At 44.7% G+C, this 26021-nt stretch carries 26 protein-coding genes and 12 tRNA genes; 15 read left to right on the plus strand and 23 right to left on the minus strand.

What is annotated here, in order from left to right:
• Entirely contained in the window at positions 1-666 is a 666-nt protein-coding gene (locus ACPUEK_RS18855) for an alpha/beta hydrolase (protein WP_425641812.1), read from the minus strand.
• 74 nt (positions 667-740) lie between these two features.
• Positions 741-1727, minus strand: a complete 987-nt coding sequence (locus ACPUEK_RS18860) for a hypothetical protein (RefSeq protein WP_067033563.1) — start codon at positions 1725-1727, stop codon at positions 741-743.
• Between the two features lie 231 nt (positions 1728-1958).
• Between ACPUEK_RS18860 and ACPUEK_RS18865 the strand changes: the two genes are divergently transcribed.
• The 7 genes from ACPUEK_RS18865 (at position 1959) to ACPUEK_RS18895 (ending at position 5818) form a co-directional block, all read left to right on the plus strand.
• Positions 1959-2585, plus strand: a complete 627-nt coding sequence (locus tag ACPUEK_RS18865) for an LPP20 family lipoprotein (protein ID WP_067033561.1) — start codon at positions 1959-1961, stop codon at positions 2583-2585.
• The gene (locus tag ACPUEK_RS18870; protein ID WP_067222951.1) at positions 2585-3775 is read left to right on the plus strand and encodes a flagellar assembly protein FlgT; all 1191 of its coding nucleotides are present in this window, start codon (positions 2585-2587) and stop codon (positions 3773-3775) included. The genes ACPUEK_RS18865 and ACPUEK_RS18870 overlap by 1 nt, the downstream gene beginning before the upstream one ends.
• Positions 3776-3824: 49 nt before the next feature.
• Positions 3825-4046, plus strand: a complete 222-nt coding sequence (locus ACPUEK_RS18875) for a cell division protein ZapB (RefSeq protein WP_067033555.1) — start codon at positions 3825-3827, stop codon at positions 4044-4046.
• Between the two features lie 9 nt (positions 4047-4055).
• Positions 4056-4523, plus strand: coding sequence for a hypothetical protein (locus ACPUEK_RS18880; RefSeq protein WP_067033553.1), 468 nt, complete (start codon positions 4056-4058; stop codon positions 4521-4523).
• 4 nt (positions 4524-4527) lie between these two features.
• Positions 4528-4701: a hypothetical protein gene (locus ACPUEK_RS18885; protein ID WP_156489098.1), complete on the plus strand. Its 174-nt coding sequence runs from the start codon at positions 4528-4530 to the stop codon at positions 4699-4701.
• A gap of 3 nt (positions 4702-4704) precedes the next feature.
• Positions 4705-5682: a ProQ/FINO family protein gene (locus tag ACPUEK_RS18890; protein WP_067222948.1), complete on the plus strand. Its 978-nt coding sequence runs from the start codon at positions 4705-4707 to the stop codon at positions 5680-5682.
• A gap of 52 nt (positions 5683-5734) precedes the next feature.
• Positions 5735-5818 (plus strand) — tRNA-Tyr (locus tag ACPUEK_RS18895).
• A gap of 1029 nt (positions 5819-6847) precedes the next feature.
• Here ACPUEK_RS18895 and ACPUEK_RS18900 read toward each other — a convergent pair.
• The 12 genes from ACPUEK_RS18900 to ACPUEK_RS18955 form a co-directional block, all read right to left on the minus strand.
• Positions 6848-6923: transfer RNA gene (locus tag ACPUEK_RS18900), tRNA-His, on the minus strand.
• Between the two features lie 16 nt (positions 6924-6939).
• Positions 6940-7015: transfer RNA gene (locus ACPUEK_RS18905), tRNA-Asn, on the minus strand.
• 29 nt (positions 7016-7044) lie between these two features.
• Positions 7045-7135, minus strand: a tRNA-Ser gene (locus ACPUEK_RS18910).
• A gap of 11 nt (positions 7136-7146) precedes the next feature.
• Positions 7147-7222 (minus strand) — tRNA-Lys (locus ACPUEK_RS18915).
• 28 nt (positions 7223-7250) lie between these two features.
• Positions 7251-7327: transfer RNA gene (locus ACPUEK_RS18920), tRNA-Pro, on the minus strand.
• Between the two features lie 2 nt (positions 7328-7329).
• Positions 7330-7405, minus strand: a tRNA-Asn gene (locus ACPUEK_RS18925).
• A 39-nt stretch (positions 7406-7444) separates the two neighbouring features.
• A tRNA-Lys gene (locus ACPUEK_RS18930) sits at positions 7445-7520 on the minus strand.
• A 15-nt stretch (positions 7521-7535) separates the two neighbouring features.
• A tRNA-His gene (locus ACPUEK_RS18935) sits at positions 7536-7611 on the minus strand.
• 27 nt (positions 7612-7638) lie between these two features.
• Positions 7639-7715: transfer RNA gene (locus tag ACPUEK_RS18940), tRNA-Pro, on the minus strand.
• A gap of 2 nt (positions 7716-7717) precedes the next feature.
• Positions 7718-7793 (minus strand) — tRNA-Asn (locus ACPUEK_RS18945).
• A 44-nt stretch (positions 7794-7837) separates the two neighbouring features.
• Positions 7838-7928 (minus strand) — tRNA-Ser (locus tag ACPUEK_RS18950).
• Positions 7929-7980: 52 nt separating this feature from the next.
• Complete coding sequence (locus ACPUEK_RS18955; RefSeq protein WP_082866265.1) at positions 7981-9051, minus strand: polysaccharide deacetylase family protein; 1071 nt, start codon at positions 9049-9051, stop codon at positions 7981-7983.
• A 122-nt stretch (positions 9052-9173) separates the two neighbouring features.
• On the opposite strand from ACPUEK_RS18955, the gene ACPUEK_RS18960 reads away from it, so the two are divergent.
• The 4 genes from ACPUEK_RS18960 (at position 9174) to ACPUEK_RS18975 (ending at position 13454) form a co-directional block, all read left to right on the plus strand.
• Positions 9174-10370: a glycine C-acetyltransferase gene (locus ACPUEK_RS18960; protein ID WP_425641814.1), complete on the plus strand. Its 1197-nt coding sequence runs from the start codon at positions 9174-9176 to the stop codon at positions 10368-10370.
• Between the two features lie 10 nt (positions 10371-10380).
• A complete protein-coding gene (tdh, locus tag ACPUEK_RS18965; RefSeq protein WP_425641816.1) occupies positions 10381-11415 on the plus strand; it encodes an L-threonine 3-dehydrogenase in 1035 nt (344 codons plus the stop codon).
• Positions 11416-11505: 90 nt separating this feature from the next.
• The gene (gene nudC, locus ACPUEK_RS18970; RefSeq protein ID WP_067033540.1) at positions 11506-12309 is read left to right on the plus strand and encodes an NAD(+) diphosphatase; all 804 of its coding nucleotides are present in this window, start codon (positions 11506-11508) and stop codon (positions 12307-12309) included.
• Positions 12310-12365: 56 nt separating this feature from the next.
• Positions 12366-13454 (plus strand): zinc-binding metallopeptidase family protein, encoded by a 1089-nt coding sequence (locus tag ACPUEK_RS18975; protein ID WP_067033538.1) that lies wholly within the window; start codon positions 12366-12368, stop codon positions 13452-13454.
• Positions 13455-13523: 69 nt separating this feature from the next.
• Here ACPUEK_RS18975 and ppnN read toward each other — a convergent pair whose 3' ends face one another.
• From ppnN to ACPUEK_RS18990, 3 genes are all read right to left on the minus strand, one after another.
• Positions 13524-14897, minus strand: a complete 1374-nt coding sequence (gene ppnN, locus ACPUEK_RS18980) for a nucleotide 5'-monophosphate nucleosidase PpnN (protein WP_425641817.1) — start codon at positions 14895-14897, stop codon at positions 13524-13526.
• Between the two features lie 134 nt (positions 14898-15031).
• A complete protein-coding gene (locus ACPUEK_RS18985; protein ID WP_425641818.1) occupies positions 15032-15511 on the minus strand; it encodes a peroxiredoxin in 480 nt (159 codons plus the stop codon).
• A gap of 62 nt (positions 15512-15573) precedes the next feature.
• Entirely contained in the window at positions 15574-17550 is a 1977-nt protein-coding gene (locus tag ACPUEK_RS18990; RefSeq protein WP_425641819.1) for a methyl-accepting chemotaxis protein, read from the minus strand.
• 445 nt (positions 17551-17995) lie between these two features.
• Here ACPUEK_RS18990 and ACPUEK_RS18995 point away from each other — a divergent pair, with 445 nt between their 5' ends.
• Together ACPUEK_RS18995 and ACPUEK_RS19000 are read left to right on the plus strand one after the other, a co-directional pair.
• A complete protein-coding gene (locus ACPUEK_RS18995; protein WP_067033530.1) occupies positions 17996-18406 on the plus strand; it encodes a PilZ domain-containing protein in 411 nt (136 codons plus the stop codon).
• 8 nt (positions 18407-18414) lie between these two features.
• Positions 18415-18936 (plus strand): DUF501 domain-containing protein, encoded by a 522-nt coding sequence (locus tag ACPUEK_RS19000; RefSeq protein WP_067033527.1) that lies wholly within the window; start codon positions 18415-18417, stop codon positions 18934-18936.
• A gap of 56 nt (positions 18937-18992) precedes the next feature.
• Here ACPUEK_RS19000 and ACPUEK_RS19005 read toward each other — a convergent pair whose 3' ends face one another.
• Positions 18993-19277, minus strand: a complete 285-nt coding sequence (locus ACPUEK_RS19005) for a hypothetical protein (RefSeq protein ID WP_083202827.1) — start codon at positions 19275-19277, stop codon at positions 18993-18995.
• Positions 19278-19462: 185 nt separating this feature from the next.
• Here ACPUEK_RS19005 and ACPUEK_RS19010 point away from each other — a divergent pair, with 185 nt between their 5' ends.
• Positions 19463-20230 carry a TSUP family transporter gene (locus tag ACPUEK_RS19010; protein ID WP_067222833.1) on the plus strand — a complete coding sequence of 256 codons (768 nt, stop codon included), beginning with the start codon at positions 19463-19465 and terminating at the stop codon, positions 20228-20230.
• Here the strand turns inward: ACPUEK_RS19010 and ACPUEK_RS19015 are convergent.
• The 4 genes from ACPUEK_RS19015 to ACPUEK_RS19030 form a co-directional block, all read right to left on the minus strand.
• Positions 20222-21142, minus strand: a complete 921-nt coding sequence (locus ACPUEK_RS19015) for a LysR substrate-binding domain-containing protein (RefSeq protein ID WP_067222836.1) — start codon at positions 21140-21142, stop codon at positions 20222-20224. The two genes, ACPUEK_RS19010 and ACPUEK_RS19015, sit on opposite strands and share 9 nt — an antisense overlap.
• A gap of 345 nt (positions 21143-21487) precedes the next feature.
• On the minus strand, positions 21488-22858 hold the full coding sequence (locus ACPUEK_RS19020) for a glyceraldehyde-3-phosphate dehydrogenase (RefSeq protein ID WP_067222840.1): 1371 nt from the start codon (positions 22856-22858) through the stop codon (positions 21488-21490).
• A 264-nt stretch (positions 22859-23122) separates the two neighbouring features.
• On the minus strand, positions 23123-23455 hold the full coding sequence (locus ACPUEK_RS19025; protein WP_067033518.1) for a DUF3392 domain-containing protein: 333 nt from the start codon (positions 23453-23455) through the stop codon (positions 23123-23125).
• Positions 23456-23460: 5 nt separating this feature from the next.
• A complete protein-coding gene (locus ACPUEK_RS19030) occupies positions 23461-24060 on the minus strand; it encodes a uridine kinase (protein WP_156489097.1) in 600 nt (199 codons plus the stop codon).
• Between the two features lie 121 nt (positions 24061-24181).
• On the opposite strand from ACPUEK_RS19030, the gene ACPUEK_RS19035 reads away from it, so the two are divergent.
• Positions 24182-24790 carry a uridine kinase family protein gene (locus ACPUEK_RS19035; protein ID WP_067222843.1) on the plus strand — a complete coding sequence of 203 codons (609 nt, stop codon included), beginning with the start codon at positions 24182-24184 and terminating at the stop codon, positions 24788-24790.
• 33 nt (positions 24791-24823) lie between these two features.
• Here the strand turns inward: ACPUEK_RS19035 and dnaJ are convergent, their stop codons facing one another.
• Positions 24824-25960 carry a molecular chaperone DnaJ gene (gene dnaJ, locus ACPUEK_RS19040; RefSeq protein WP_067222847.1) on the minus strand — a complete coding sequence of 379 codons (1137 nt, stop codon included), beginning with the start codon at positions 25958-25960 and terminating at the stop codon, positions 24824-24826.
• Between the last annotated feature and the right edge of the window lie 61 nt (positions 25961-26021).

Below are 26021 nucleotides of genomic sequence, written 5' to 3' on the forward strand. Positions count from 1 at the left end.
TTATGAAAAACGTTGATTTAGCCATAAAGCGATATCGCGCACTTGATCTGGGCAAACGGCATGAGGCATCTCATAAACTTTATACTCACAATCATAACCTAACTCATCCAAGTGTTGCTTAGCTCGCTCAGCTAAAACAGGCGCCACTACAGGATCATAAGAGCCATGATGAATTAAAAATGGTGTTTCTTGGTTTGTATTCGAGCCATCGTTTTCAATGACGTCTGGATCCGCAAGATAAGTAGACAGCGCCATTACGCCAGCAAAGCGATGCTGACCGAATAAGGCGACTTGGTAAGCAATTACGCCTCCTTGGGAAAATCCTGCTATCACGACATTTTCACTTGAAATCCCCTGCTCGGCTAAATCTGTAGCGATGGTTTCAATTTGCTCTGCCGACTCATGAATATTGTCCATGTCAACCTTACGATCGAGCGTCATTTCTAATATGTCATACCAAGCACGCATTTTCATGCCACCATTAATCGTAACCGGACGAATGGGCGCATTAGGAAAAACAAAGCGCACACCCTTTCCTGATAACCCTAGCTGCGGAACCAAACCTTCAAAGTCATGACAATCTGAACCCAATCCATGCAGCCAAATCACGGCATATTGTGGATTCTCTGCTGTATCAACTGTTATATATTCAAGTGCTTCTGCCACGGGTATCTCCAAAAAAAAATAGGCTATCGTTTATCACGATAGCCTATCATATCTCAGCGTTATTTCTGCTCTGCTTAATGAGAGCTCGGCAACTTTGTTTCCAGCACTTTTTGATGTTCATCTAATACAAACTGAACATCCGCTTGCTGTAACATCGAGCAAATCATATGACGCGTAATTCGCTCATAATATTGCATAAAGCCTTTTAACACTTCAGGCGACATCACTTTTATGTCTAACGTATCTAAAACACCGCCATGTATGTCATACAAATGCGCCTCGAGAACACGCTCTTGCTTATTGCGCCAATCATATACCACATCAAAGCTGGGTGGCTGCATCCACATTTTTACATCAATTAAATCAAATAACGTTTGATAATCCGTTTGTAAATGCTTATTCACCTCACTACGCCATATGCCATCAGGGTCTTTGTCTTTTTCCAAGACGTTCATTGGCTCCATTAAATGCTCTTCAGGCATGGCCTGAGCACCAACACACCAGCCCTCAAAGAAAATCACATCAACAGGGCCAGACACCTCTTGCCAGCGGTGCACAGGCTTACGATCATCTAAAGACTTATCAAAAGTAGGTACGTACATTACTTCACCTGCTTTTAAGTTTTTTAAACGATTAAAAATAGTAAGCGCCAGCTGAGTATCATGAGTCCCTGGCACACCTCGGGTTCCAAATAATGGATGCTTTCTTGAAGCATAGGACAGTCGATCCGAACGCTGTAGATATAAATCGTCCAAGCTGACGACAACGGCATTCAAATCAAAGCCTTTAGCCAAAATATGACTAACAACGGAGCAAAAAGTGGTTTTACCGCAACCTTGCGGACCACCTAAACCAAGAATCAGCGGTGCATGCTTAGGCTTGGAACAGTCGCTCACCCAGCGAGCAAAGGGTAAAAAAAGATCATCAATTCGGTCTGCTAAGGACTCATCAGCATACAATCCCTTTAGAGTTTGCTCGACTTCAAAGCGCAAACGCTCGGCTAATGAGGCTGGCAGGTTATGAGCTTGACTCAACAAGCTAAGTTCAAGGACATTTATCATATGCAACCTCCCACTTTTATCGAGATAAGTATAGACACAGATCAGACTTTCACCAGAATGGATTACCCTGTCTTACAATTTCTAAAGACAAGATTTTCATATGAATAACAGCCTTATGATGCAATTTTGTGCAAATTTACTTCAAGATTGGGTGGTAAACACCGTACACTATAGGGAATATGAATTTAGCGATGCAATATGAACAAGGCATACCGACATGGAGGAGCTTCAATGAAATTAAAAGGTGGTCTGCTAACCGTGGCGTGCACATCAATGCTGTTACTTTCAGGCTGTGTCACCACGCAACCACGCACGCCTATCTGCACCTCAACATCGCCTTGTGTTGACGGTATGGCATCCGTAGCGGGCAGCCCAGCTGCATCGCAACAAGCTCGTAATGTAGAAATCGTAGATGTCGTACAAAGAGACCCTATTGTCATTAATGCTACCGGCTATTCTGCTCCAATTTCCAGTAAGTCCATGTCGAAGTCTCAAGCTCGTCTTATGTCCATGAGGGGCTCAAAGCTTGAAGCTTATCGAAACCTTTCCGAACGTGTTTATGGGATCAGTTTGGATGGCACCAGCTCCCTGAGCAACATGATGATGGAACATGACCAACTTCGAACTTATGTAAATGCTTATTTAGTAGGTGCCAAAGTGATTTCACAGCGAGAACTGGAAGACGGTACATTCGAAACGGTTGTTGAACTGGCATTGCAAGAAAACTTTAGGCAATGTGCCAGCTCTCCTGAGGCCATTCGCTCCAATCCCAACTGCCAGTTACGTAAACGCAGTACACCTTCGAGCACTATGGCGGCTCCCAAAAAACAACCGTCCTCATTTTATAGCGTGCAATAATGAAAGTTTTGGTTTCCTCTCTATTACTGCTTCTGTCATTGAGCCTTCCTGCACAAGTCATTCAAGCAGAGGGCCAAGCCATTATTTATAATCAAGATATAAATGATGCTCGCTACCGCGCAACACAACAAGCAATTAAACAGGCAACGCTTCAAGCCAGCGCATTAGTACGAAGCAATGACAGTCTAAGTAATGGCACACTAAACTCGAACCTTTCTATCCAAGCCTCAGGGCAAGCTGACAATGTCGATATCATTTCGGAGCAAGTGTTTGATAATATTTTAAGCCTTACCATTGAGGCTAATATTAATACAGACGACATGTGCGATAACGGTACCGTTAACCCTTATCGAAAGTCCGTTGGCGTAACAGGCTTTGCCTTACAATCTCCACAACAAGCCACACTCGGTGCATTACATAACATTGGTCGTCAATTACCTAAAAACTTGGTCGACGCAATCAACCAGCAAGGTTATATAAGAGCTTTGGCGGCAACCCATCTGAGTGTTTATCCCGATTTAATCAATGCACCTACCTCAGCTAATAATGACGGTTCATTAACAGATGTGGCTCGCATCGGCGAAGATCTTGGCGTGCAATACGTCATAAGTGGTGTGATTCGAGACATCAGTGAGCTGTACCCTAAACATCCTAAAGACAAGACTCCCCTTAACTCTTTGCTCAGCTGGGCGAACAAAGAGGATGGACAACGTAGTTTTGTGCTCGATTTATATATTTACGATGGATTTAGTGGCGCTTTGATCTTTCAACATCGTTATGATGAAGTTGGTAACTGGGACACCGAAGAAAACAACAAGGTTGGCTTTGGATCTTCACAGTTTTGGGCGCTACATTATGGTAAAGTCGTGGCTCAGACATTGAATGCAATGTCTATCGATACCAGCGATGATTTACGTTGCCAACCATTTGTTGCCAACATTTTTCGTACACAAGGAAACCAGATCTATTTAAACGCTGGAGCCTTAGCTGGAATTAAGAAAGGCGACCAGTTTCAAGTTTTTCGTCGCTATGAGATATTTGACCAATTGCAGAATGCGCAAACACAGCTTAATAACGCCAACATCAATGTTACAATTACGCAAGTTCAACCGAACTTTGCTATTGGCGAGCTCGCTGTCGAAGCTAGAATTCTAAACGTACAACAACAAGATGTTGTGATCGCTTGGTAATTGAATAAAATCAAGCCACAACAACCTATATGATCAGGATAGAAGTTACATGAACAACGAATTATTACATCACCTAGAACAGCGCATCAATGCAGCAGTAGAAGAGATTTCAACACTTCGTCAACGCATCTCTGAACTGGAGATGCAGAACTACGAGCTATCAGAAGAGCGTGACGAAACAAAAGCACAACTGGCACAACAAGCTGAGCAAACCACAAACTGGGAAAGCAGCTTGAACCAAATGCTGAGCAAACTTAACCAACTGGATTAATTAACGTTTATGAAAAAATTTGTTACAGCGGCACTTCTTGCAGGGGCCACCAGCGCATTTGCCGCTGGACAATTTTCTCCTCTATTCAGCTTTGAAGGCGTTTTCAGCAAGCCGACAACAGCAACAGGCACAACATCAAGCTTTATAAATGCTTCAATGGAATACACTTACCCTCGTAGCCTATCAGTATATGGTGGTGTGTCTTTCATTTTACGAGACAGCTTTGAAACGGGCGGCCACGTTGGCATGCGCTTTTATACGCCAACACCACTATTTTATGTCAATGGTTCCGCTCCTGTTTGGAGCTACTTAGGTGCTGGCGTTAATGTATTAGATGATGTTGCGTTTTATCCAGAAGCCGGCTTTCGCATCGGTCTTACCGATGACACTCGTATCGACCTTTTTATGAAGGTGTATAACTCTAACGACACTGCTTACGATCGCCATGCTACCATCGGCGTGGGTCTAACATTCTAACGCTATGAAACTGTTTGCGATTCTTATTATTTGTATTGCTCTGATTAGCGTCTATCGCTGGTTGGAAAACAGCACACCTTCTCTGGTTGTTCTGCCTACCCCCCAGCAGCTAAATAAAATGGTTGGCCTTGAAGACGCTCCGCGTGTACCACTTTGGCTTGCTGATGCAGGAAATTAACTTATGGACCGCTTAATCAAAGCCTTAGAAGGCAAAATCGATGATTTAGTGAATCAGTTAGAACTCGCTAAACTTGAAATTGAGCAATTAAAAGAGCACACCCACTCTAATGAAAGCAGCGCGCCAAGTGATGCCTCGTTAGATCTACTTTCCTCAATGAGCCAGCGCCGTTCAACCGAAGAACAGCTACAACTGTACATTGAAGACAGTCTAGACCTGCTCAATCCTGTTGAATCAGAGGCAGATGAGCCAGAAACAGACAACAACCAGACCACTTTAAACTTTGACCTTCTTCACTCTGCTTTGGAAGATCAACCAACTGAAGACATTCAAGAAACAAAAGACTCTCCTATGACTACTGAACAACAAACAACGATCACCGCTGACATCCAAGAGACTGCTGCGACTGAAGTTGAGCATACTGAAACAACCTCTACGCCTAGCGAAACTCCTGAAACAGCATCACTCAGTGCCGAGGAGAAGCGTCGTCAGAAAAATCAGAAGAACAATCGTCGCCTGATTAAGATGTTGGAAGATCGCTACCCCAAAGCATTCGATTGGAATAACCCTCGCCCACTTAAGGTTGGGATCGATAAAGATATGACCTTGGACGAAGAGTTTAACGCCAGCAAACAAAAGCGCGCCATGGCCGCTTACACACGCTCTGACCGTTACAAGAAGTGTCTACAGTCGGGCCAACCCCGTATTGACCTAGAAGGCATCGCGGTAAGCGATGAACCAGCACTTCCTAACACTAAGAAGCCTACTGCTGCACCTGAGGCGAAAAAGCCAATGCCTAAACACAACAAAGGCAAACGTCCTCAAGACAACAAACCTCAAGCAAATAAAAGCAAAGGCAAAGCAAACCCACGCTCATCAAACAAAGAGCGCAACCAACCAAAACAAGACCCTCAATTCGATAATCTGTCGCCTGAAGAGCGCATGAAAGCTAAATTAGCACTTTTAACGAATAAAAGTTAAAAAAGGGGTTTACAAGAGGCGGGGCTATACGTAATATATGCCTCGCTGCTGTGGAGGGGTTCCCGAGTGGCCAAAGGGAGCAGATTGTAAATCTGCCACGAAAGTTTCGGTGGTTCGAATCCACCTCCCTCCACCATTTTTCTTTTCTCGATTTTTTATTTATAAAAATCGCTCGAAATTAAAAATTCATCTATCAAGTCATTCTGACTTAAGTAATTAAAAACACTTTAACTGAACAACAAAATCCATTTCTATTATTATTTAAGCACTTCAAACATAGCGATATTATTTATATCAGAGAAAACCCTTCAAACCCTCTCCATCAATAAATCCAGACACCCAACCCTCTCAAACTAAATAACCACTAGACCAGCTCAGATACCTATTAGCTATACAACTCTCATATCAATAGCCATTTACAAGCAACTAAGAAACCTCGGAACACCACAGAAACCACTGATACCGAGCACCCACACAAGCTTTCTCCTAGGCTCATACATCACAGAACCACTTAACGAAGCACCAGTCAGCCCTTCAGCGATCAACCCACTCTACAAAGCCAAACACACCAAGACTGGCTATATTCACCCATGACATGAAGCCTGCACCCGCATCGAATCATCCGATAAAACCTCAGACCAACCACAGCGAAAAATCTTGTTATTGATACGTAATAATGGGAGCACAACAAAGAAAACTCTAGCAAGCAGCAACAACCCACCCAAACCAGTCAATCTACGACCCACGATTGGTGCAGACTTTTATAAGCACAACTCAACAAGGAGCAAGCAAGATAACCCCTCTCAATAGCTTAGAAATACTTTGCAGACCGACCTATCAAACACCAAAGCAACCACAACACCTGGACAACAAAACGGCTCGAAAAGCTATCAGAGAAACCCCCTCAAGACCTACGGCTATTCATAGCAACCACTCAAGGAACGACAAATAACAGAAATGTAGAAATGTAGAAATGTAGAAATGTAGAAATGTAGAAATGTAGAAATGTAGAAATGTAGAAATGTAGAAATGTAGAAATGTAGAAATGTAGAAATGTAGAAATGTAGAAATGTAGAAATGTAGAAATGTAGAAATGTAGAAATGTAGAAATGTAGAAAATACTGAGGAGAAAGCGAAAGGAAGGAAATATTAAATAGGCAACTAATGGGGTGGACGATGGGGCTTGAACCCACGACCGCCGGAATCACAATCCGGAGCTCTACCAACTGAGCTACGCCCACCATATAGTGCTAGATATGGCTCCCTGAACTGGACTCGAACCAGTGACCTAATGATTAACAGTCATTTGCTCTACCAACTGAGCTATCAGGGAACAACAGTGCCCGCACTAGGCAGGTAAAATGGCGGAGGAGGAGAGATTCGAACTCTCGGAAGACTATTAATCTTCGCCGGTTTTCAAGACCGGTGCATTCAACCGCTCTGCCACCCCTCCGTACATCAAAGTGGTGGGTCGTACTGGATTCGAACCAGTGACCAATTGATTAAAAGTCAACTGCTCTACCAACTGAGCTAACGACCCGCACATTTGAATTTTACACATTTCGACTTGGTCGGAGTAGAGGGATTCGAACCCCCGACATCCTGCTCCCAAAGCAGGCGCGCTACCAGACTGCGCTATACTCCGAATGGCTCCCTGAACTGGACTCGAACCAGTGACCTAATGATTAACAGTCATTTGCTCTACCAACTGAGCTATCAGGGAACAGTCAAAAAACAGAAATATAATTCCTGTATCATAGTTTGGTGGGTCGTACTGGATTCGAACCAGTGACCAATTGATTAAAAGTCAACTGCTCTACCAACTGAGCTAACGACCCAAACTATGTGGCAAATGGGGTGGACGATGGGGCTCGAACCCACGACCGCCGGAATCACAATCCGGAGCTCTACCAACTGAGCTACGCCCACCATATTGCCATTACATTTTAAAATTAGTGGTCGGAGTAGAGGGATTCGAACCCCCGACATCCTGCTCCCAAAGCAGGCGCGCTACCAGACTGCGCTATACTCCGATTGGCTCCCTGAACTGGACTCGAACCAGTGACCTAATGATTAACAGTCATTTGCTCTACCAACTGAGCTATCAGGGAATTACTAATTTTTAACTCGCTACAAACCAGATCCAAATAGGAAATGGCGGAGGAGGAGAGATTCGAACTCTCGGAAGACTATTAATCTTCGCCGGTTTTCAAGACCGGTGCATTCAACCGCTCTGCCACCCCTCCGTTGCGAGCGAGGTGTATATTACGGATTCTGAATTTCTGTGCAACTCTTTTTTTAACTTTTTTTAACTTTTTCCGTCACATAGGCCTGATCCGCCGCTGCACGGATCCAAACATTGGAAAACCAATAATAGTGTCGTCCTGTTTTATCTGGCATCGTACAGTTAATACGACCGCGTCCAATAGGGAAGGCGTCGTTCGCAGTTACTGTTAGCGTTGTCTCATTCTGCCACGCTAAGGCAGCTCTGCCCTGCCCTGATACGTAACACGACAATTCTTGTAGGCGATAATGCCCTTCTTTAAAATTTAACGTCATTGAAACAGGCTCATTACCTGCAAAATCGCCGCCATCTTGATAAGACACCAAAGGCATCGGCTGCGCATTCAGCTTTGTTTTCAACGTCGATAACTTGGCATAGTTCCCAGCGGCAGGAAAACGAGGCAAGTTAGTAAAGTCCGAATGGCCACTGACTACTCCCGATTGCTGACCGAAAGCGATCATGCCCAGCTCCGCCATTTGTTCTCGAATCTGCTGATTCGATTCACCATACGGATACGCCAGCATTTTTGGCGATTGCCCAAGTTTTTCGACCAGCAACTGTTCAACAGTATTAACCTCATCTGTCATACGCTGCTGCCACTGCTCTGTCGTTTCGCCTTCTTCTAAGCGCAACATGTAAGGGTGACTCACGGTATGATTGGCAAACATCCCCCCAGACTGCTGCATCTCTTGCATCTGTTGCCACGTTAAGAAGTTACGGTGGCGCTGTTCAATCGGACCTGTATTAATAAAGACAGTAAATGGAAAGCCATGTTCTTTTAGGATAGGAAAGCCATTTTGATAAATATTGCGATACGCATCATCAAACGTAATCGCTACCGCTTTCTCTGGTAACGCTACGCCTTCCTTTATATCTGCCAGCGCTTGCGCCAAGTCCAGCACTTGAAAACCTGCGTCTTTCAAGTAATCCATGTGCTCACGAAACTCAGCTGGTGAAACAGAGGTTGAACGAGGCGTCGAGGCGTCAACATGGTGATACTGAAGGATTGGCAAATAATCCTGAGACAGCGCCGCCCCACTGCAGAGCACAACCGCACCGGCAACCAACGATTTTTTAAACGTCATAGCGAACCTTAACAAGTATTTCTTTACTTATATTGTACGCGATTCAACCAATCACGAACAGCAACCCCCCCTTTGTCCCACCAGCAGACTACACTTATTAAAAAAGAAGGGAGGAGATGATCATGCTATCGCACCGCTTCAAATCACAACTGGATGAGCAACTAAAAGAACTCTCGCTAAACGGTCTATATAAATCAGAACACGCATTGTTGGGCGCACAGTCTTCACACATCACAACTCATCAATATGAGTGCTTAATAAATTTGTGCGCAAACAATTACCTAGGCTTAGCCAATGATCCCGACGTTATTGCCGAGGCACATAACGCTTTAAACACATTTGGCTATGGTATGGCCTCAGTGCGCTTTATATGCGGCACTCAAACAATCCATCAACAACTTGAAAATCAGGTCAGTCATTTTTTGGAGATGGAAGACACAATCCTCTATTCCTCGTGCTTTGATGCAAATACAGGTTTATTTGAAACATTACTCAGTAAAAATGATGTCATTATCAGCGACAGCCTTAACCACGCTAGCATCATAGATGGTATCCGTTTAAGCAAAGCGACCTGTCTACGCTACAAAAACAACGATATGAATGCTTTAGAACAATGCCTTGAACAGGCCATCAGCCATCAAGATGCCACTATTCTCATTGTGACAGATGGCGTGTTCTCTATGGATGGAACCATCGCCAACCTAGCCGCCATCTGCGATTTAGCGGAACACTATGGCGCATTGGTAATGGTCGATGACTCACATGCCGTGGGTATTCTAGGCGCCAATGGAAAAGGCTCAGTTGAACACTGTCATGTTATGGGTCGTGTCGACATTATTAGCGGTACTCTCGGTAAAGCGCTAGGAGGTGCTTCAGGAGGCTATATAAGTGCATCATCGTCTATAGTTAAATGGCTACGCCAACGCTCTCGTCCTTACCTTTTTTCAAACAGCCTTGCGCCGATGATTGCGGCAACCAGCTTAAGCATACTCAAACGCTTACAAAACCAATCCGAGCGACGCAATCAGCTCAGAAAAAATGCTCAATTATTTCGAACCCAAATGACAGCACTTGGGTTTGATCTTATTACAGGAGAGCATCCGATTATTCCCATTATGGTTCATGATGCTCAACTCGCCCAAAAAATGGCAGCTGCATTATTGGAGGAAGGAATCTTAGTCGTTAGTTTTTCCTATCCTGTTGTACCCATAGGGCAAGCCCGCATTCGCACACAAATGTCCGCGACTCTGAGTCAAAACGACCTTGATAAGGCCACCAAAGCCTTCCATAAGGTCGCCCAGCAGTTGAATATGTTGTAAGGAAGGCACTTTGAAAACTCTCACAAAACAGTACGCAAAAAAAGGTATTTGGCTTACTACTACTGAGCGGCCTCATTACGATCAAAATGAAGTACTCATCAAAATTCATAAAACCGCGATCTGCGGTACAGACATTCACATATTTAATTGGGACGACTGGGCGCAAAAAACCATCCCCATAGGAATGTCTGTTGGTCATGAGTTCGTGGGAACCATCGCTGCCATAGGCTCTGCGGTCACAGGTCTAAGTATTGGTGATCGCGTATCAGGAGAAGGCCATATCACTTGTGGACAATGCCGTAACTGCCGCGCAGGTAAACGCCACTTATGCAATAGCAGCCAGGGGGTGGGGGTTAATCGACCAGGCGCATTCGCAGAATACTTAAGCATCCCCGAGGCCAATGTCTTTAAGCTGCCGGAGCATATCAGTGATGATATCGCCGCTATTTTAGATCCACTTGGTAACGCAACTCATACCGCATTGACCTTTGACCTTACTGGGGAAGATGTACTCATCACAGGCGCGGGACCTATTGGCTCCATGGCCGCCGCGATTGCCAAGCACATTGGCGCACGCAACATCGTTGTCAGTGACATTAACGATTTCCGTCTAGAGCTCGCGCAAAAACTCGGCGCCACACGTGTCGTCAACGTGCAACGTGAATCCCTAACAGACGTGATGACAGAATTAAAGTTAACAGAAGGCTTCTCTGTGGGATTAGAGATGTCAGGCAACGGCAGTGCCTTTGTCAGCATGCTGCAGCATATGGCTCACGGAGGCAACATTGCTCTACTTGGTATTCCTGAGCAACACACTCAAATTGATTGGCACCAAGTGATCTTTAAAGGGCTTACTATTAAAGGCATTTATGGACGCAAGATTTACGACACATGGTACAAAATGACAGCCATGCTTCAATCCGGTCTAAACATTGGCCCTATAATTACTCATCATTTTACATTAGAAGAGTATCAAAAAGGCTTTGATGCAATGCTTTCCGGTCAATCTGGAAAAGTGATCATTGATTGGCAAATGTCGGTTTAATGTGGATTCTTTGTAAGGCAGTTGCACACTCTTTAAGCTCAGAGTAGCGTAGCATATTGTAATAGAACTTTTTGCTGAAATGAGCCTCACATGCTAGAAATTGGAACTAATACTCACCCAAGCCCTCACAACGATGCGCGCTATATATTAATTGCTAAACAGAAAGTGTTAACGCTCGATAAGCACTTTCTGTTCAGCCTTTCAGACTTCCATCCAAGCTCTGACATGCGCAGCGTCTTCATCGGCCAATATGAAGGTATCGATATCTTTGTTTGTCGTTTTCCTCACCCTCCAAAAGGGTTTACCGAAAATGGCCTACGAGACATGCTCTTTGACAGCAACGAGCAAGAGTTTGATTTACTCAGTCGTGCTCACCAACTTGCCACATGGGATGCTGATCATCAATTCTGTGGGCGTTGCGGCACACCTTTAATAAAGAAACATGAGAAAGAACACGCTAAGCTGTGTCAGCAATGTAATATTCGCCATTACCCTAGAATCTCACCTTGTATTATTGTATCGGTACGCAAAGGTAATGAGCTGCTGCTGGCACGCTCCTTCGTGATGCCAGAAGGCCGCTACAGCAATATCGCGGGATTTGTTGAAGCGGGGGAAAACCTTGAACAGGCCGTACAGCGCGAAATCTTTGAGGAAGTCGGTATCAAAGTCAAAAACATTCGATACCAAGGCAGCCAGCCGTGGTCTTTCCCCCATCAACTTATGGTCGGCTTTTTTGCCGAATACGAATCTGGTGAAATCACTCCGGCGCCAGATGAAATCGCAGAAGCGGGGTGGTGGCGCTACGATGATTTACCTAACACCCCTAACCCAACCAGTATTTCAGGTCAATTAATCTTGACCCATGCGGATATCATAGCCAATGAGTCAGCTTAGCTGACGCATTCTTTCATTAAAAGCAGCCTTCGGGCTTATGACAGGTAATACTCTGAATGAAACTTTTTAATTGCCAACAATGCTCGCAAACGCTTTTATTTGAAAATAACTTATGTGAAAACTGCCAATCAGAACTTGGCTTTTTACCTGAGCTGATGACATTAAGCGCTCTTACCCCTTTAGAAAGTGGCTTTAACGCTTTAGCAGATGATTCCAACAGTGTCTGGTATTACTGCCAGAACAAACAACACAATGTCTGTAATTGGATGGTTAAAGAGCAAGGTGAACTCTGCGAAGCCTGTGACCTAAACCGCCATATCCCCAATTTACAGAATTACGAGCAACAGCAAGCATGGCAGGAGCTAGAATCCGCTAAGCATCGCCTAGTGTATTCTTTATTACGCTTAAACTTACCGGTTGTCAGCAAAAAAGACGCTCCTGAAGAAGGCCTATCCTTTGATTTTATTTCAGAGGAAAACGTTGTACCCGACGGAGCGCAAACGACAACAGGGCACGCGCTAGGTCAAGTAACAATCAATGCCGCCGAAGCTGACAGTGCTGATCGTGAACAAATGCGTAAGGATATGAATGAGCCCTATCGGACATTAATCGGCCATTTACGCCATGAAGTGGGACATTACTATTGGGACCACCTGATTGCAGAAAATGCTCCGATCTTAACAAACTGTCGCCAGATGTTTGGTGATGAGCGAGCAGACTACGGTGAAGCCCTAGAAAAACACTATGAAACACCTGTAGCGAATTGGCAGGAGAACTTTGTCAGCAGCTATGCATCTTCACATCCATGGGAAGACTGGGCGGAAACTTGGGCGCACTATTTTCATATACTGGATACGCTTGAAACGGCCTACGAATTTGGTATTCAAATTCAACCAGTGCATGGCACACACCCATCCCTAGTCACTCAGATTACGCTCGACCCGTATCAGCATCAGAACTTTGATGAGCTTCTCAATCAATATTTGCCACTGACGTTTGCGGCTAATAACCTCAACCGCAGCATGGGACAGCCGGATCTGTACCCATTTGTCATAGTGCCTAAAGTACGCGAAAAACTTGGTTTTATTCACCAGCTGTTAATTCAGAATCAAGCCAACGCACTTAATGACACGCCAGATAAGTAACCGTTTCTTAACTACAGTCCAAAAAAATGCCGCATTAGATGCGGCATTTTTAATGCTCAAATAAAGTTATCAGTCTGTAATAACTTTATAACATGGCACGTAAGCAGTACCAGGAAGCTTCATTCGTTGCTGTTTCACAAACGCTTCTAATAACGCATCCAGCTTCTTCATCAGCCCTTTATCGCCGTGAATTTCAAATGGGCCATGCTCTTTAATGCTCGCAACGCCTTGTGGTTTGACGTTACCTGCAACAATCGCTGAGAACGCTCGACGTAAGTCAGCCGCCAACAAGTGTGTTTCTTGCCCAAAGAACAAGTTTAACCCCGCTACGTTTTCATGGTCAGGCTCAAAGGTACGCTGAAACTCATCAGGAATGTGTAGTTTCCAGTTATAGTAGAACGCATCTTGATGCGCTTTACGGTACAAGCGAACTTCTTCCATACCCGCTTTCATTATGCGCGCCACTTCAACGCCATCATCAATGACTATTTGGTACAACGATTGGGCCTTCTCACCCAACACCGCCCCAATAAACTCGTTAATCTGTTCAAAGTACGCAGCACTTTCTTTTGGCCCAGTCAGTACCAACGGAAATGGAATCCCTTCATTTTTCGGGTGTAGCAAGATGCCAAGAATATACAGAATTTCTTCCGCCGTACCTGCACCACCAGGAAACACCACGATACCGTGTCCAGTACGCACAAAGGCTTCTAAACGTTTTTCAATATCTGGCATGATCACCAGTTGATTAACAATCGGGTTAGGCGATTCCGCCGCAATAATACCGGGTTCGGTTAAACCTAGGTAAATTCCATTTTTAATGCGTTGTTTTGCATGAGCAATGGCCGCCCCTTTCATAGGACCTTTCATTGCACCAGGACCACAACCTGTACAAATATTCAATTCACGTAGGCCCAATTCATGACCAACATATTTGGTGTAATCGTATTCGTGTCGAGCAATCGAATGCCCGCCCCAACACACCACCATATCTGGGTCCTGAATACGACGGAATACATTAGCATTACGCAGCAATTCAAATACGACGTTGGTGATTTTGTCAGACGACGCATCGTTTAAGCCGCGCGCCACATTGTATTCATGGTAAGTAAAAATGATGTCTCGTAACACACTAAACAGCATTTCACGTACGCTGCTAATCATTTTCCCATCAACAAAAGCGCTGCTCGGAGCATTGGTCAACTCCAGTTTTACACCACGCTCTTGCTGAATAATACGGACTTCAAAGTCTTTGAAAATAGACATCACTTCCGCAGGGTCGTCAGAATCACTACCGCAATTCAAAATAGCCAGTGCGCAACGACGAAACAACTCATGCAAATCACCGCTGTCTTCCGACATACGAGCAATTTCTTCCTGGGATAACATTTCCAATGCGCCTTTGGGGGATACCAGCGCGTCAACGCGATCTTCATACAGCATGATCGCCCTCCTTATCTATGTGCTTGTCTTATAACTATATTGATCTTAGAAAATAAAAAAGCAAGTGAATTTCTTCGGTTGATTTGTAAACCCAACAAACATAAAAAAAGCCGCTAATGCGGCTTTCTTCATCGTTATATCTGATTTAGCACATTTTCAGCGGCACTTATTCCAAATACCCCAGGCTCTTCAAGCCATAGCTGCTGGATAATGCCATTCTCTACTAACATAGCATAGCGGCGACTGCGTAAGCCCATTTTAGCCTTCGCAACATTCACTTCTAACCCTAACGCGGTGGTAAACTCCGCTAAGTTATCTGAGGCCATAACAATGCGGTCTGCACCATGAGCTTTACCCCATGCATCCATCACGAAGACATCATTGACGGATAGACACACGACATCGTCCACTCCACGCTCTTTAAAGGCTGCGTAATGCTCGACAAAGCCGGGCAGATGCTTCGCACTACAGGTTGGCGTAAACGCCCCCGGCACAGCAAACATTATGACTTTTTTGTCCGTAAAGAATGTCTTTACATCAATCTCTTGAGGACCGCTTTCAGACATCACCAAGAAATTGCCGTAAGGCAAAACATCCCCAATTTGTACACTCATGACTGTGTCCCTATCCGGTATTTTCAACGCATCATAGCGCGAATAATTTCCAACAGCGATCTTTATGCCGTTTTAAATTGTCCGACTAAGGTTCTCTGATTCTGAGCCAACTCATTCATATGTTGACAGTTATTCTGCCCAGCCAACGCCTCTTCCATAGCCCCTTCAGAGCTGTTTGAGATCTCGTGAATACTACGATTAATCTCTTGAGCAACATGTGACTGCTGCTCCGCCGACGTGGCAATTTGCATACTTAAATCACGAATTTCGACAATAAAGCCACGTAATTCAGACAATGAACTCCCCACACCTTGCGCCTCAACCATGCTATCTCGAGCATGTTGGCAGCTTTGATCCATGGTATTAACCGTTGCTTTCACACCACCTTGCAACTCGGCAATGACCCGCTGAATCTCTTCTGTGGAAGTATGGGTACGGTTAGCCAGTGTTCGTACTTCGTCTGCCACCACAGCAAAACCTCGACCTTGCTCGCCCGCACGAGCCGCCTCAATGGCCGCATTCAAAGCCAACAGGTTAGTTTGCTCAGCGATATCTTGGATCACCTCTAAAATCGTGCCGATGTTCTGGGAGTATTGCTCTACTTTTAATACCACCTGAGACGAAGACTCTAACTGGCGCACTAGCTGCTCTACCTGAGAAATATTGGTTGTCATACGCTGTAAACTCGCGTCCGCGCTATTGTCGACCTGCTGTACTTTTTCTAAAGACACTTCCGCATGATGCGCCACCTCACGCACGGTCGCTGACATTTCATCCATAGCGGTAGCAACAGACGTGGTTTTATCATTCTGCTCTTTCATGATCAATTGAGTATGGGAGGTTGACTGAAAAACCGTATCAGCAGAAGTCACCACTTGATCGGAGGCCTGATCAATTTGCTTAATAACACTGCTGAGCTTTTCCACCAAACTGTTGACCCAATAAGACAGCTGGCCAAACTCGTCTTTACTCGTCACCGCAACTCGCTGACTTAAATCACCATTGGCAATTTGGTCCAGTACCTTCAAAATTTTCGCCAATGGCTTACGAATACTAATACTGACCCAATAGGCAATGATGACCGCAATCACCACAGAAATCGCCACGACTAGATATGATATTTGTTTGGCATTACTAGACGCCGCAAAGGCATTCTCTTTCGCTTGTTCGCGTAATTGACCGACCAATGCTGTAAGTTGCCCTTGCTCCCCTTGCATCGACTGCAACGAACTCAGCAGTAACGCAGCGGCTTTTTCGGCGGCGACTTGTAGTTGGTTATATTCGTAAAACTCATTCACAACCCCCTCATCTGACTCAAAGGCTTGGCGGATAACATTAATATTATCCGTGATCATCTCATCCCCCAATTTGCCGATGACCTTGTCGACAGGGGCAAACGCTTTCCCCATCTCGTTACGTATATCTTCTAACGCCGCGACGCTGGTTGAATCAAAGTAGTCACCGATCAACAAGCGCAGACTTTCCATTTGTGTTTTAACAAGCCCTGCGGCAAACGCTTGCTCTTCACTTTCTGGGTAACCAGCAAGCGACTCTAAGTCTTCCACGACGTAACTCAGCTCATCCTTAAGATCGAGTTTTTTGTCCGCCATGGCACGCTCAAGCTGAACCATTCGATTATGGTCAGCAATAGCCGCATCCGCTATAGAGAAAAATTTTGTAGAAAGTTGTTCGATTTCAGACACCGTGGCCAACACATCAGGAAAATTAGAAACCTGTTGTTTGAGTGATTCAGCTTCTGTTTGAAAATTCTTTTTGCCCGCTTGATATTGGCTCTGAGCACTCTCTAACATTGTGTCCGAAGAGGCAATTAAGTATTGCAACGCGGCACTACTGGTTTGCGCTAAGGTCGCGCTGACTTGTGTACTGCTGTCAGAAATGGAAGCGATTTCACCTGTGACTGTCTCAATCTTGTTTTGCACCGAATTCAAGCCACCTACTCCTGACCATGCCACAATAAATAGCAACAGTAGGAGCACTACAAACCCAAGCAGCACTCGCTGCACCACTGATAACGACATTGACGCCTCCCATTCCACTCTAAATAACGTGTTTCGTGCAGATCAAATAAAGCAACTTTTTATTAAATGACCTTTTAATAAAAATACTGCCTGTTATTTGAACAAGGTGCAAGCCCTGTTCCAACTTTACGTAAGACAAATACTGCAGTGCATGACTAAAGAAATTAGAAATCTGGAGCGTTTTATGCATAAGACTTATTAATAACGGGCAATGAAATGCTCACTCGCTTGACCTAAGAAACGACAGAGTGAAGGGAATGTGTGGTTTGTAAGGCAAAACACTAGGCCAAGTGAATTTAATAGTTAAAACTTATGTATTGACTGAAATTTATCCTAAATTTCGTCTGTACAGCCAGAGTAAAAAGCGTACAATTCGCTTTCTTTTTAAACCATCTGGCTGTCCGGCCGATAGACTGATTAACTGAACATAAACTGGCTTGTTGCGATGGAATTTGTTGCACATCCGAAAGACTTACCCTTAGATATAAAAATTATCGAGGATCAGTTTTTTCCTACTGTTGGTACTGATCGGCTTGGCTTCGTAGGCATTACCTATTTGGCGCCATATGCCTATCATGCAGGCACTTCTGTGCGTATCACTCTGCAAGAAATAGACCCTCACTTCTGTGTGACGGGGCGAATTGTCTGGTGTGACAAAGAGCAAGACGAATATCGTATTGCGATTGAGTTCCCCAACAATGATGATTGTTATTGTGTTCGTATGATTGAGCAACTCTCGCAGATAGAACACTATCGTCGACAAGCTAAGCATCAAGGCCGACGCTTAAACTATAACGAAGCCGCCGCTGAATGGATCCAACAGTTCGCCGCCAGTTTCCCAGCATTTACCCTTTAAAGTACCCAATGACAAATCCCCTATCTCAAGCTGATATCGATATCATCACTCAGCAGCTAGGTCGCGCTCCAAGCGGCATTCGTAAAGTTGCTCACTATTCACCAAACGGCGTACCGCAAGTTCTAGAAATGGAAACTTGGGTATTTGATCAACCATTCCCGACTCTATTTTGGTTGTCCAGCAGCGCCATTGATAAGGCGCTTGCACGCATCGAAAGCCAAGGTGTCGTAAAAGAATTAGAACAGCGCATTAGAGATGATGAAGCACTTCGCGCGGCGTACCATAAATCACATGAAGATTACGTTAGCCGTCGTTGGCAAGCGATGAGCGATGAGCATAAGCGTATCATTGAAGAAAAAGGCTTTACCCATTTATTTGAAACACTAGGGATTGGTGGCATTAAAAACTGGGATCAGATTCGCTGCTTACACATGCAATATGCGCATCACTTAGCAGGTGACAACATCATCGGGAAAATTCTCGATGAAGAATACGGTATTCGCGAGATAGCGGACGCCGAAGGGAAGTAACTACCTAACCCTCCATAGGTCAGCAATGAAACGGGCCTATGGAGAGTTAGCTTAGCTTAGCTTTGCAAAAAAGCTTTCAGCTCTTCGGCAGTCGACACCTTCGCTAAACCTTCTCGTACTTTGTTAAACGCATTTGCTGCAACCACAGGTCGTTGAGCATAAGTGGTTAATGCACCACCTGTCCAACCTGCCATTTTTAGAATTTCCTTCTTAAAGTTGTTGCCAGCAACACCATGCCCAGCCAACGCCATCAAGTCATCTTCAATATCTAGGTAGCTCAAACGATCTCCACCAAATTTCATAAAGTCATCTTGATGTACTTCTGCGTATTGTTTAGCCATCAATACAATCCCTCAAAAAATAACCAATAATAAAGTCATAAGTTAGCCAGAATCTGCAATAACCTCAAGCAGGTAAGCGTTTAAAAACGTAACTCTGCGTATCCATAATGGCTTGCTAGCTTAATATTCTTAACATACTGTAATATGACCGTTGGTTACCATCATTATTTAATAAAGGACTAAGCTTGGAGCTGTTTTCTGACTTTTCTATCTGGGTTGTACTTGGGCTTTTTGCTGCCGCTTTCCTTGCTGGTCTAATCGACGCCCTCGCGGGTGGTGGTGGTTTAATCACGGTTCCCGTCCTTATTGCTGCAGGAGCATCACCTGTTGAAGCCCTCGCAACAAACAAATTACAAGGCTGCGCTGGCACGTTATCGGCTTCCTATCATTTTGTCCGCACCAAACAAGTCTCACTGTCGTCTATGCGCATTCCGATCTTAATGACCGCGCTCGGTAGTTTTAGTGGCACTCTATTAGTTTCTTATATCGACAGCGGTATTTTGATCAAAATGATTCCTGCCATTCTCATTGGGGTAGCGATCTTTTTTTACTTGCTGCCCACATTACAACCTCTAGTCGCGAAGCTTGTTCGCATCAATATGACTCAGTTCGCCTTTCTCGCTGGCTTCTCGATTGGTTTTTATGATGGCTTGATTGGGCCGGGGACTGGCGCTTTCTTTTCCACTGCATTCATCTGCTTAATGGGGTTTTCTATTATTTCAGCCACTGCCCATACCAAAATCTTAAATGCCACCAGCAACATTGCCTCCCTCATCTTATTTAGCTTTACTGGCAATGTACTTTGGGGCATCGGAATTGTTATGGGAATTGGGCAATGGTTTGGCGCTCAAATTGGCTCGCGGCTCGTCATCAGCCGAGGCCAACAGTTAATCAGGCCACTGGTGATCGTAATGTGTATCGCTTTGTCTATAAAGCTACTGACATCAAGCTAATGCCTCATCTGGCGCGTAGGATTGGCATTCACTGATTAGCCAACTAAGTACTTGTTGGATCGACTCTCGCTCACGAAACTCATTTGGGCAGGCAAACAAGTACACATGACCATTATCGTAGATCTCATCAAATGGTTTTAGTAAACGCCCTTCGCGAATATCATCCATAACCAATGGCGTTCTTCCTAACGCAACGCCTTGTCCTGACAGTGCAGCTTGAACGGCAAGGTCGCCCCGATTAAAACTCATCGCACGACTGGGCCTTACACCCTTCACATTCGCTTTGGCTAACCAAGCTTCCCATTCCGCATACGGACTGAAAAAACGCCACTCTGAATCATCATTAATTAGCGGCACCCTCACTAAGTCACTTGGCTCATGTAATTGATTCTGTTTTGCAAAGGCAGGACTGCATACAGGGAAAACCTTGTCCCTCAACAAAGGCGCGGTATAAGCACTGCCAGTATGTAAATGACTATGGATAATCGCTGCATCAATGCGATCTCGGGTGAAATTCACCTCTCGATCATTCGCTTGAATTCGCAACTGCAAGCCTGGATGCCGCTCTTGCAGACGACCTAAACGCGGCATCAGCCAACGTGTTGCCAACGATGGCATAACAGATAGCGTAATAATATTGGAGTCACGTTCTTCACGTAACTCTTCGATAAGCGCGTCTAGGTCAGAAAAGACATGGCGCAAATGCAACGCCAATCTTGCTCCCATAGATGTCAACTCTAAACTGCGATGATAGCGGACAAATAAAGCAAAGCCTAAGCGCTGCTCCAACTGCCGCATTTGCTGACTTACAGCCCCTTGAGTTAAAAAAAGCTCTTGCGCAGCCTTAGTGAAACTTAAGTGCTTAGCCGCGACGACGAAAGTATGTAAAAAAGGAAGAGATGCTTTATTCATGAGTCACTCTTGCATTAGTAAGGCTAATCCAAAAGCGCAGTTTATATCGTTTGTCGCCCAACAATCAACGCGTAGAATAGGCTCCATGTTTTGGTAGTACTGCTTCCTAAACACGGCGTCTTGAGCAATCAGATGCTTCCCTAGTACATGTCCCCACAGCCATGTATTAGCGTGATGTTGGTGAGCGCCACATCACTGCAACTGCTAGTTACATTTAATCGGACCTCGGTCCGATTTTTTTTGCCTTGAATTACCTAAAAGCGCGATCTAGTTAGTTTTTAGGCAAAAAAAACGGCGACCCGAAGGTCGCCGAACTAACACACATGCTTAAAGGTGTCCGATCTATTACGCTGCTGCAGTCTCTACTGCATTGCTATCAGCCAGAGCCATTTGCGCTAATTTTTCCATTAGTCGCACTACTTGGCAGCTGTAGCCGTATTCGTTGTCGTACCAAACATACAATGTCGCTTGGTTACCACGTACTTTTGTAGATAGAGAATCCAAAATACCGGCTTGTTCGCTGCCGATGAAGTCAGAACTTACCGCATCTGCTTCAGTGCTGAAGCCAATTTGGCCTGTCAATGCTGCACTTGCAGACGCCTTTTGAAGCAGTTCATTAATTTCTTCAACCGTTGTTTGAGCTTTTAAGTTCAAGCTCAATACTGCTATCGAGACATTGATAACAGGAACGCGGATTGCACTACCACTTAGCTTACCTTCTAGAGAAGGAATCGCTTTGGAAACAGCCTTTGCAGCACCTGTTTCAGTCATTACCATGTTTGTTGCCGCAGCACGGCCACGACGATCACCTTTATGAACATTATCAATTAGGTTTTGGTCATTCGTGTAAGCGTGAACCGTTTCAACGTGCCCAGACTCGATGCCGAATTGCTCTTCTAGTACAGACAGGATCGGGGTGATCGCATTGGTTGTACAAGATGCCGCAGAAAGGATTTGATCGCTTGATTCAATATCAGAATCGTTAACACCGTATACGATGTTTTTCATTTGCTTGCCAGGCGCCGTCAATACAACACGATCAATACCCGGACGATTAAGATGAACACTCAGTCCATCGTGATCACGCCAGCGACCTGTGTTATCAACCAATAACGCGTTATTGATGCCATGTTTCGTGTAATCAATTTCACTTGGATCAGAGGAATAAATAACTTTAACTGGCTGGCCGTTGATGATCAGTTGCTCGTTCTCAGCATCTGCTTTAACAACACCTTCGTACGTACCGTGAACTGAATCAAATTTCAGTAGGCTAGCACGTTTCGCAAGATCTCGATCACCCGCCTTACGAACAACGATAGCAGCCAAGTGCATGCCAGGTGTTGTGTGACCAAGCGTACACATACGACGTGTTAACAAACGTCCAATACGACCAAAACCATAAAGCACGACAGGTGTTGTTGCACCCGCTTGCGCAAAGCTTGTCAACGATGCAAGATCAGCATCTGCTAGCGCTTCCTCAAGTTCAACTGTTGCATTTGATGTCTTCTTTGCAATCAACTGCTCTAACACTTGATACACACGCGCTAGGTCTACACCAGGATACTGGTCAAATAACGCCACTAAACCTGTTACAGAGTCAGACATCAATGTTTGCCCAGCTAGCTGAACTTTCACTGACTGCTCGCGACCTAACTTGCCCAAAAGTGGAATCATTGATTCAACTTTGGCTACCGTTTCTAACCAAGTGTTTGCCATTTAACTGCCCCCGAGAAAAACAAACGTTTCATAACTATTTGGGCGCAGTTTACCGACACAATCACCTAAAAACAAATTGTAACCCGGCAACAAAAAGCCAGCAAAATCAGGGGTTACAGGCATTTTTTTATGAAAGCAACGTAACTAATTAAGGCTTGTTATAAAATAACAACATTTGCATTAAGCGCTGTTTTTATATCGGCATTTTCTAATAAATTTACGTAATTTCACTACAGAAAATGAGGGAAAATTTCTTTATTTTTTTTATAAATATCGTTTTCTTTCGGCCAATACACCCAAGAATACAAAGCAGACAAGAATGACAGACGGTCTAAACATGGGTGCAAGGTGAGTCAACAACCAATAGACAAGAGGTTGCCCCCATAACGTCAGTAAACCGTAGCCAAAGGTACACATCAGTACAAATGCCGTGATACGCGCCAAAAACATCCAATTCGACACAGCACGCTTAAGCGTTCGGTTCACATGGTCACCAAAGATAACCAGCATCGTCGCCACCAATGCTAGTGAGATATCATGTAAATGAGGAGACAGTTTACGCGCAATATCTAAATTAAAGCTGAGTAATAAGTCCATTTAGATCACTGATTTCGTTTAAGTAAGGCTTCCACATCAATACGGCCAGAAGATGACTTACGCTTCGGTATGCGATCCACATAACTGACGGATACATCAAAGGTCGTATTGTGCAATTCAATTTCAGTTCCATCCCGCAATATCCATCGGGCGCGGCCATAACCATCACGAATAAAGCCAACCGTAGGTGGGCCATATTTGCGCTCTAGTACACTGCCTAATTTTGACCTAAGCTCAGGGTCCTCTACGACACCTGACATTGTTGCACGCTCTACATACTCATAATGGTTGTAGACCACAGTCAGCTCTTTAATACCTAAAATCCCAGTCGCTCCTAAGCTATAGCTGGCTATACCTTCTCGATAGGATGGATACGGCTCCAGACCCATTTTAGATAAATGCGCCTCAAACTCTGCTTTAGACAAGTTATTAAAACCGATCCCAAACAGCTCAGCTCCCTTTGAATAGCTTGGCGCAGCAGGCTGCACTTCTTCCACAACCTCGGCTGAGTCGGCTTGAGCCAAGTCTTCTGCAACACTCGCAAAAGAACCTAGCATAGCAAAAGCGATGCAAACCCTTTTAAAGCCCAAATTATTTAAGTACATGAAAATCTCAATGTTCGTAATGTTAACCAATAAGTCAGGAAGCGATTTTAGTACTTCTCTGTTAAACTAGAGCCTAATTCTACCATTCAATAATGCAAATTCTATTTTCTTGAGGTAACCCATGGCGCTCGTAATCGGCATCACCGGTATATCAGGTAGCGGTAAAAGCCGTCTATGCTCACTGCTAGCAGAAGGCCTAGGAAATAAGTTGACCGTCATTTGTCAGGATAGTTTCTACAAAGGCTGCGGCAACATTGACCCGGATGTCTATAACTTCGATGATCTTAACTCGTTAGACTTAGAGAGCATCACACTCGCTATACACAATTGTAAAAACCAACAGCAACCCAATGAAATTCCCGTTTACGATCATTCGCAACATAAGCGCGTAGGCTATCGTAATTTGGCGCCTTCCAAAGTCGTTCTGGTCGAAGGTCACATGATGTTTCAAGACCCTGCCATCCGCGACGCGGTAGATTACCTGTTATTTGTGGATACCGATATGGATATTGCAATCGTACGTCGCTTAAAGCGTGACATCACAGAACGCGCCCGTGATGTTAATGAAGTGACTAGCCGTTACATGCGACATGTTCGTCAAGCATCACTCAAAACCATCGAGATCCGCAACAAAGCAGATTTCATCATCCCTAATAATAATAGCTTTACCAATGCAGCCAATCTGCTACGTCAATATATTGAGAGTTTACTGATAGAAAAAGGAGCCTAATGGCTCCTTTTTTGTCTTACTAAAGAGATTACCTTATTTTTTAATCTCTTCGAAAAATCGCTTCACCCCATTAAACCAGCTTTTTTGCTTAGGAGAGTGATCTAAGTTCTCCCCCATGCTTTCAGCCAATTCTTGCAGCAGCTCTTTTTGTCGATCCGTTAGGTTCACTGGTGTCTCTACCATCACCTTACAAATCAAATCTCCTACTGGACCACCACGCACAGGCTTCACGCCTTTATTACGTAGACGGAATAGCTTGCCAGTCTGACACTCTTCGGTCACTTTCAATCGCACACGACCATTTAAAGTCGGTACATCAATCTCGCCACCTAGAGCCGCCGTTGCAAAGCTAATCGGCACTTCACAGTATAAATTGGAACCATCACGCTCAAAAATAGAGTGAGGCTTGACCGAGACTTGAACAAACAAGTCACCTGCTGGACCACCAAAAGTCCCCGCCTCACCTTCACCCGTTAGGCGAATGCGATCACCGGTATCAACCCCTGCAGGGATCTTAACGTTAAGCGTTTTGTACTCTTGTTTACGGCCTTGGCCATGACAAGAGTTACAAGGGTCAGAAATAACCTGTCCTTGCCCATGACACTGAGGACAGGTCTGCTGAACCGAAAAGAAGCCTTGTGACATGCGCACTTGCCCAGCACCATTACAGGTTGGACACGTTGTCGGCTTCGTACCAGGCTTGGCACCAGAACCTTCACATTTCTCACAATCAACCGCAGTTGGAATGCGAATTTTCTCTTCACAGCCCCACACCGCTTGTTCAAGATCAAGCTCTAGCGTGTAGCGTAAATCGGAACCGCGACGAGTACGGCTTTGACCGCCACCACCTCCGCCACCAAAAATATCGCCAAATACATCGCCAAATATATCACTGAAACCGCCTGCACCAGCGCCACCACCAAAGCCGCCCTGACCACCTTGGCCATTGACACCTTCGTGACCAAAACGGTCATACGCTGCACGCTTGTCTTCTGAAGACAATACTTCGTAGGCTTCTGCCAACTCTTTAAATTTATCCAGTGCTTCGGCATTGTCCGGGTTCTTATCCGGATGGTACTTATTCGCCAACGAGCGGTAAGCTTTTTTAATATCTTTCTTATCCGCGTCTCGGCTTACACCAAGCACTTCATAATAGTCACGTTTACTCATTGCAGGTGTTCCTGAATATGTAGTGTGAGTTTAATCCCTAGATACAGCAAAACACGGTAGC

The sequence above is a fragment of the Marinomonas gallaica genome (assembly GCF_049821165.1).
Classification (GTDB): domain Bacteria; phylum Pseudomonadota; class Gammaproteobacteria; order Pseudomonadales; family Marinomonadaceae; genus Marinomonas; species Marinomonas gallaica.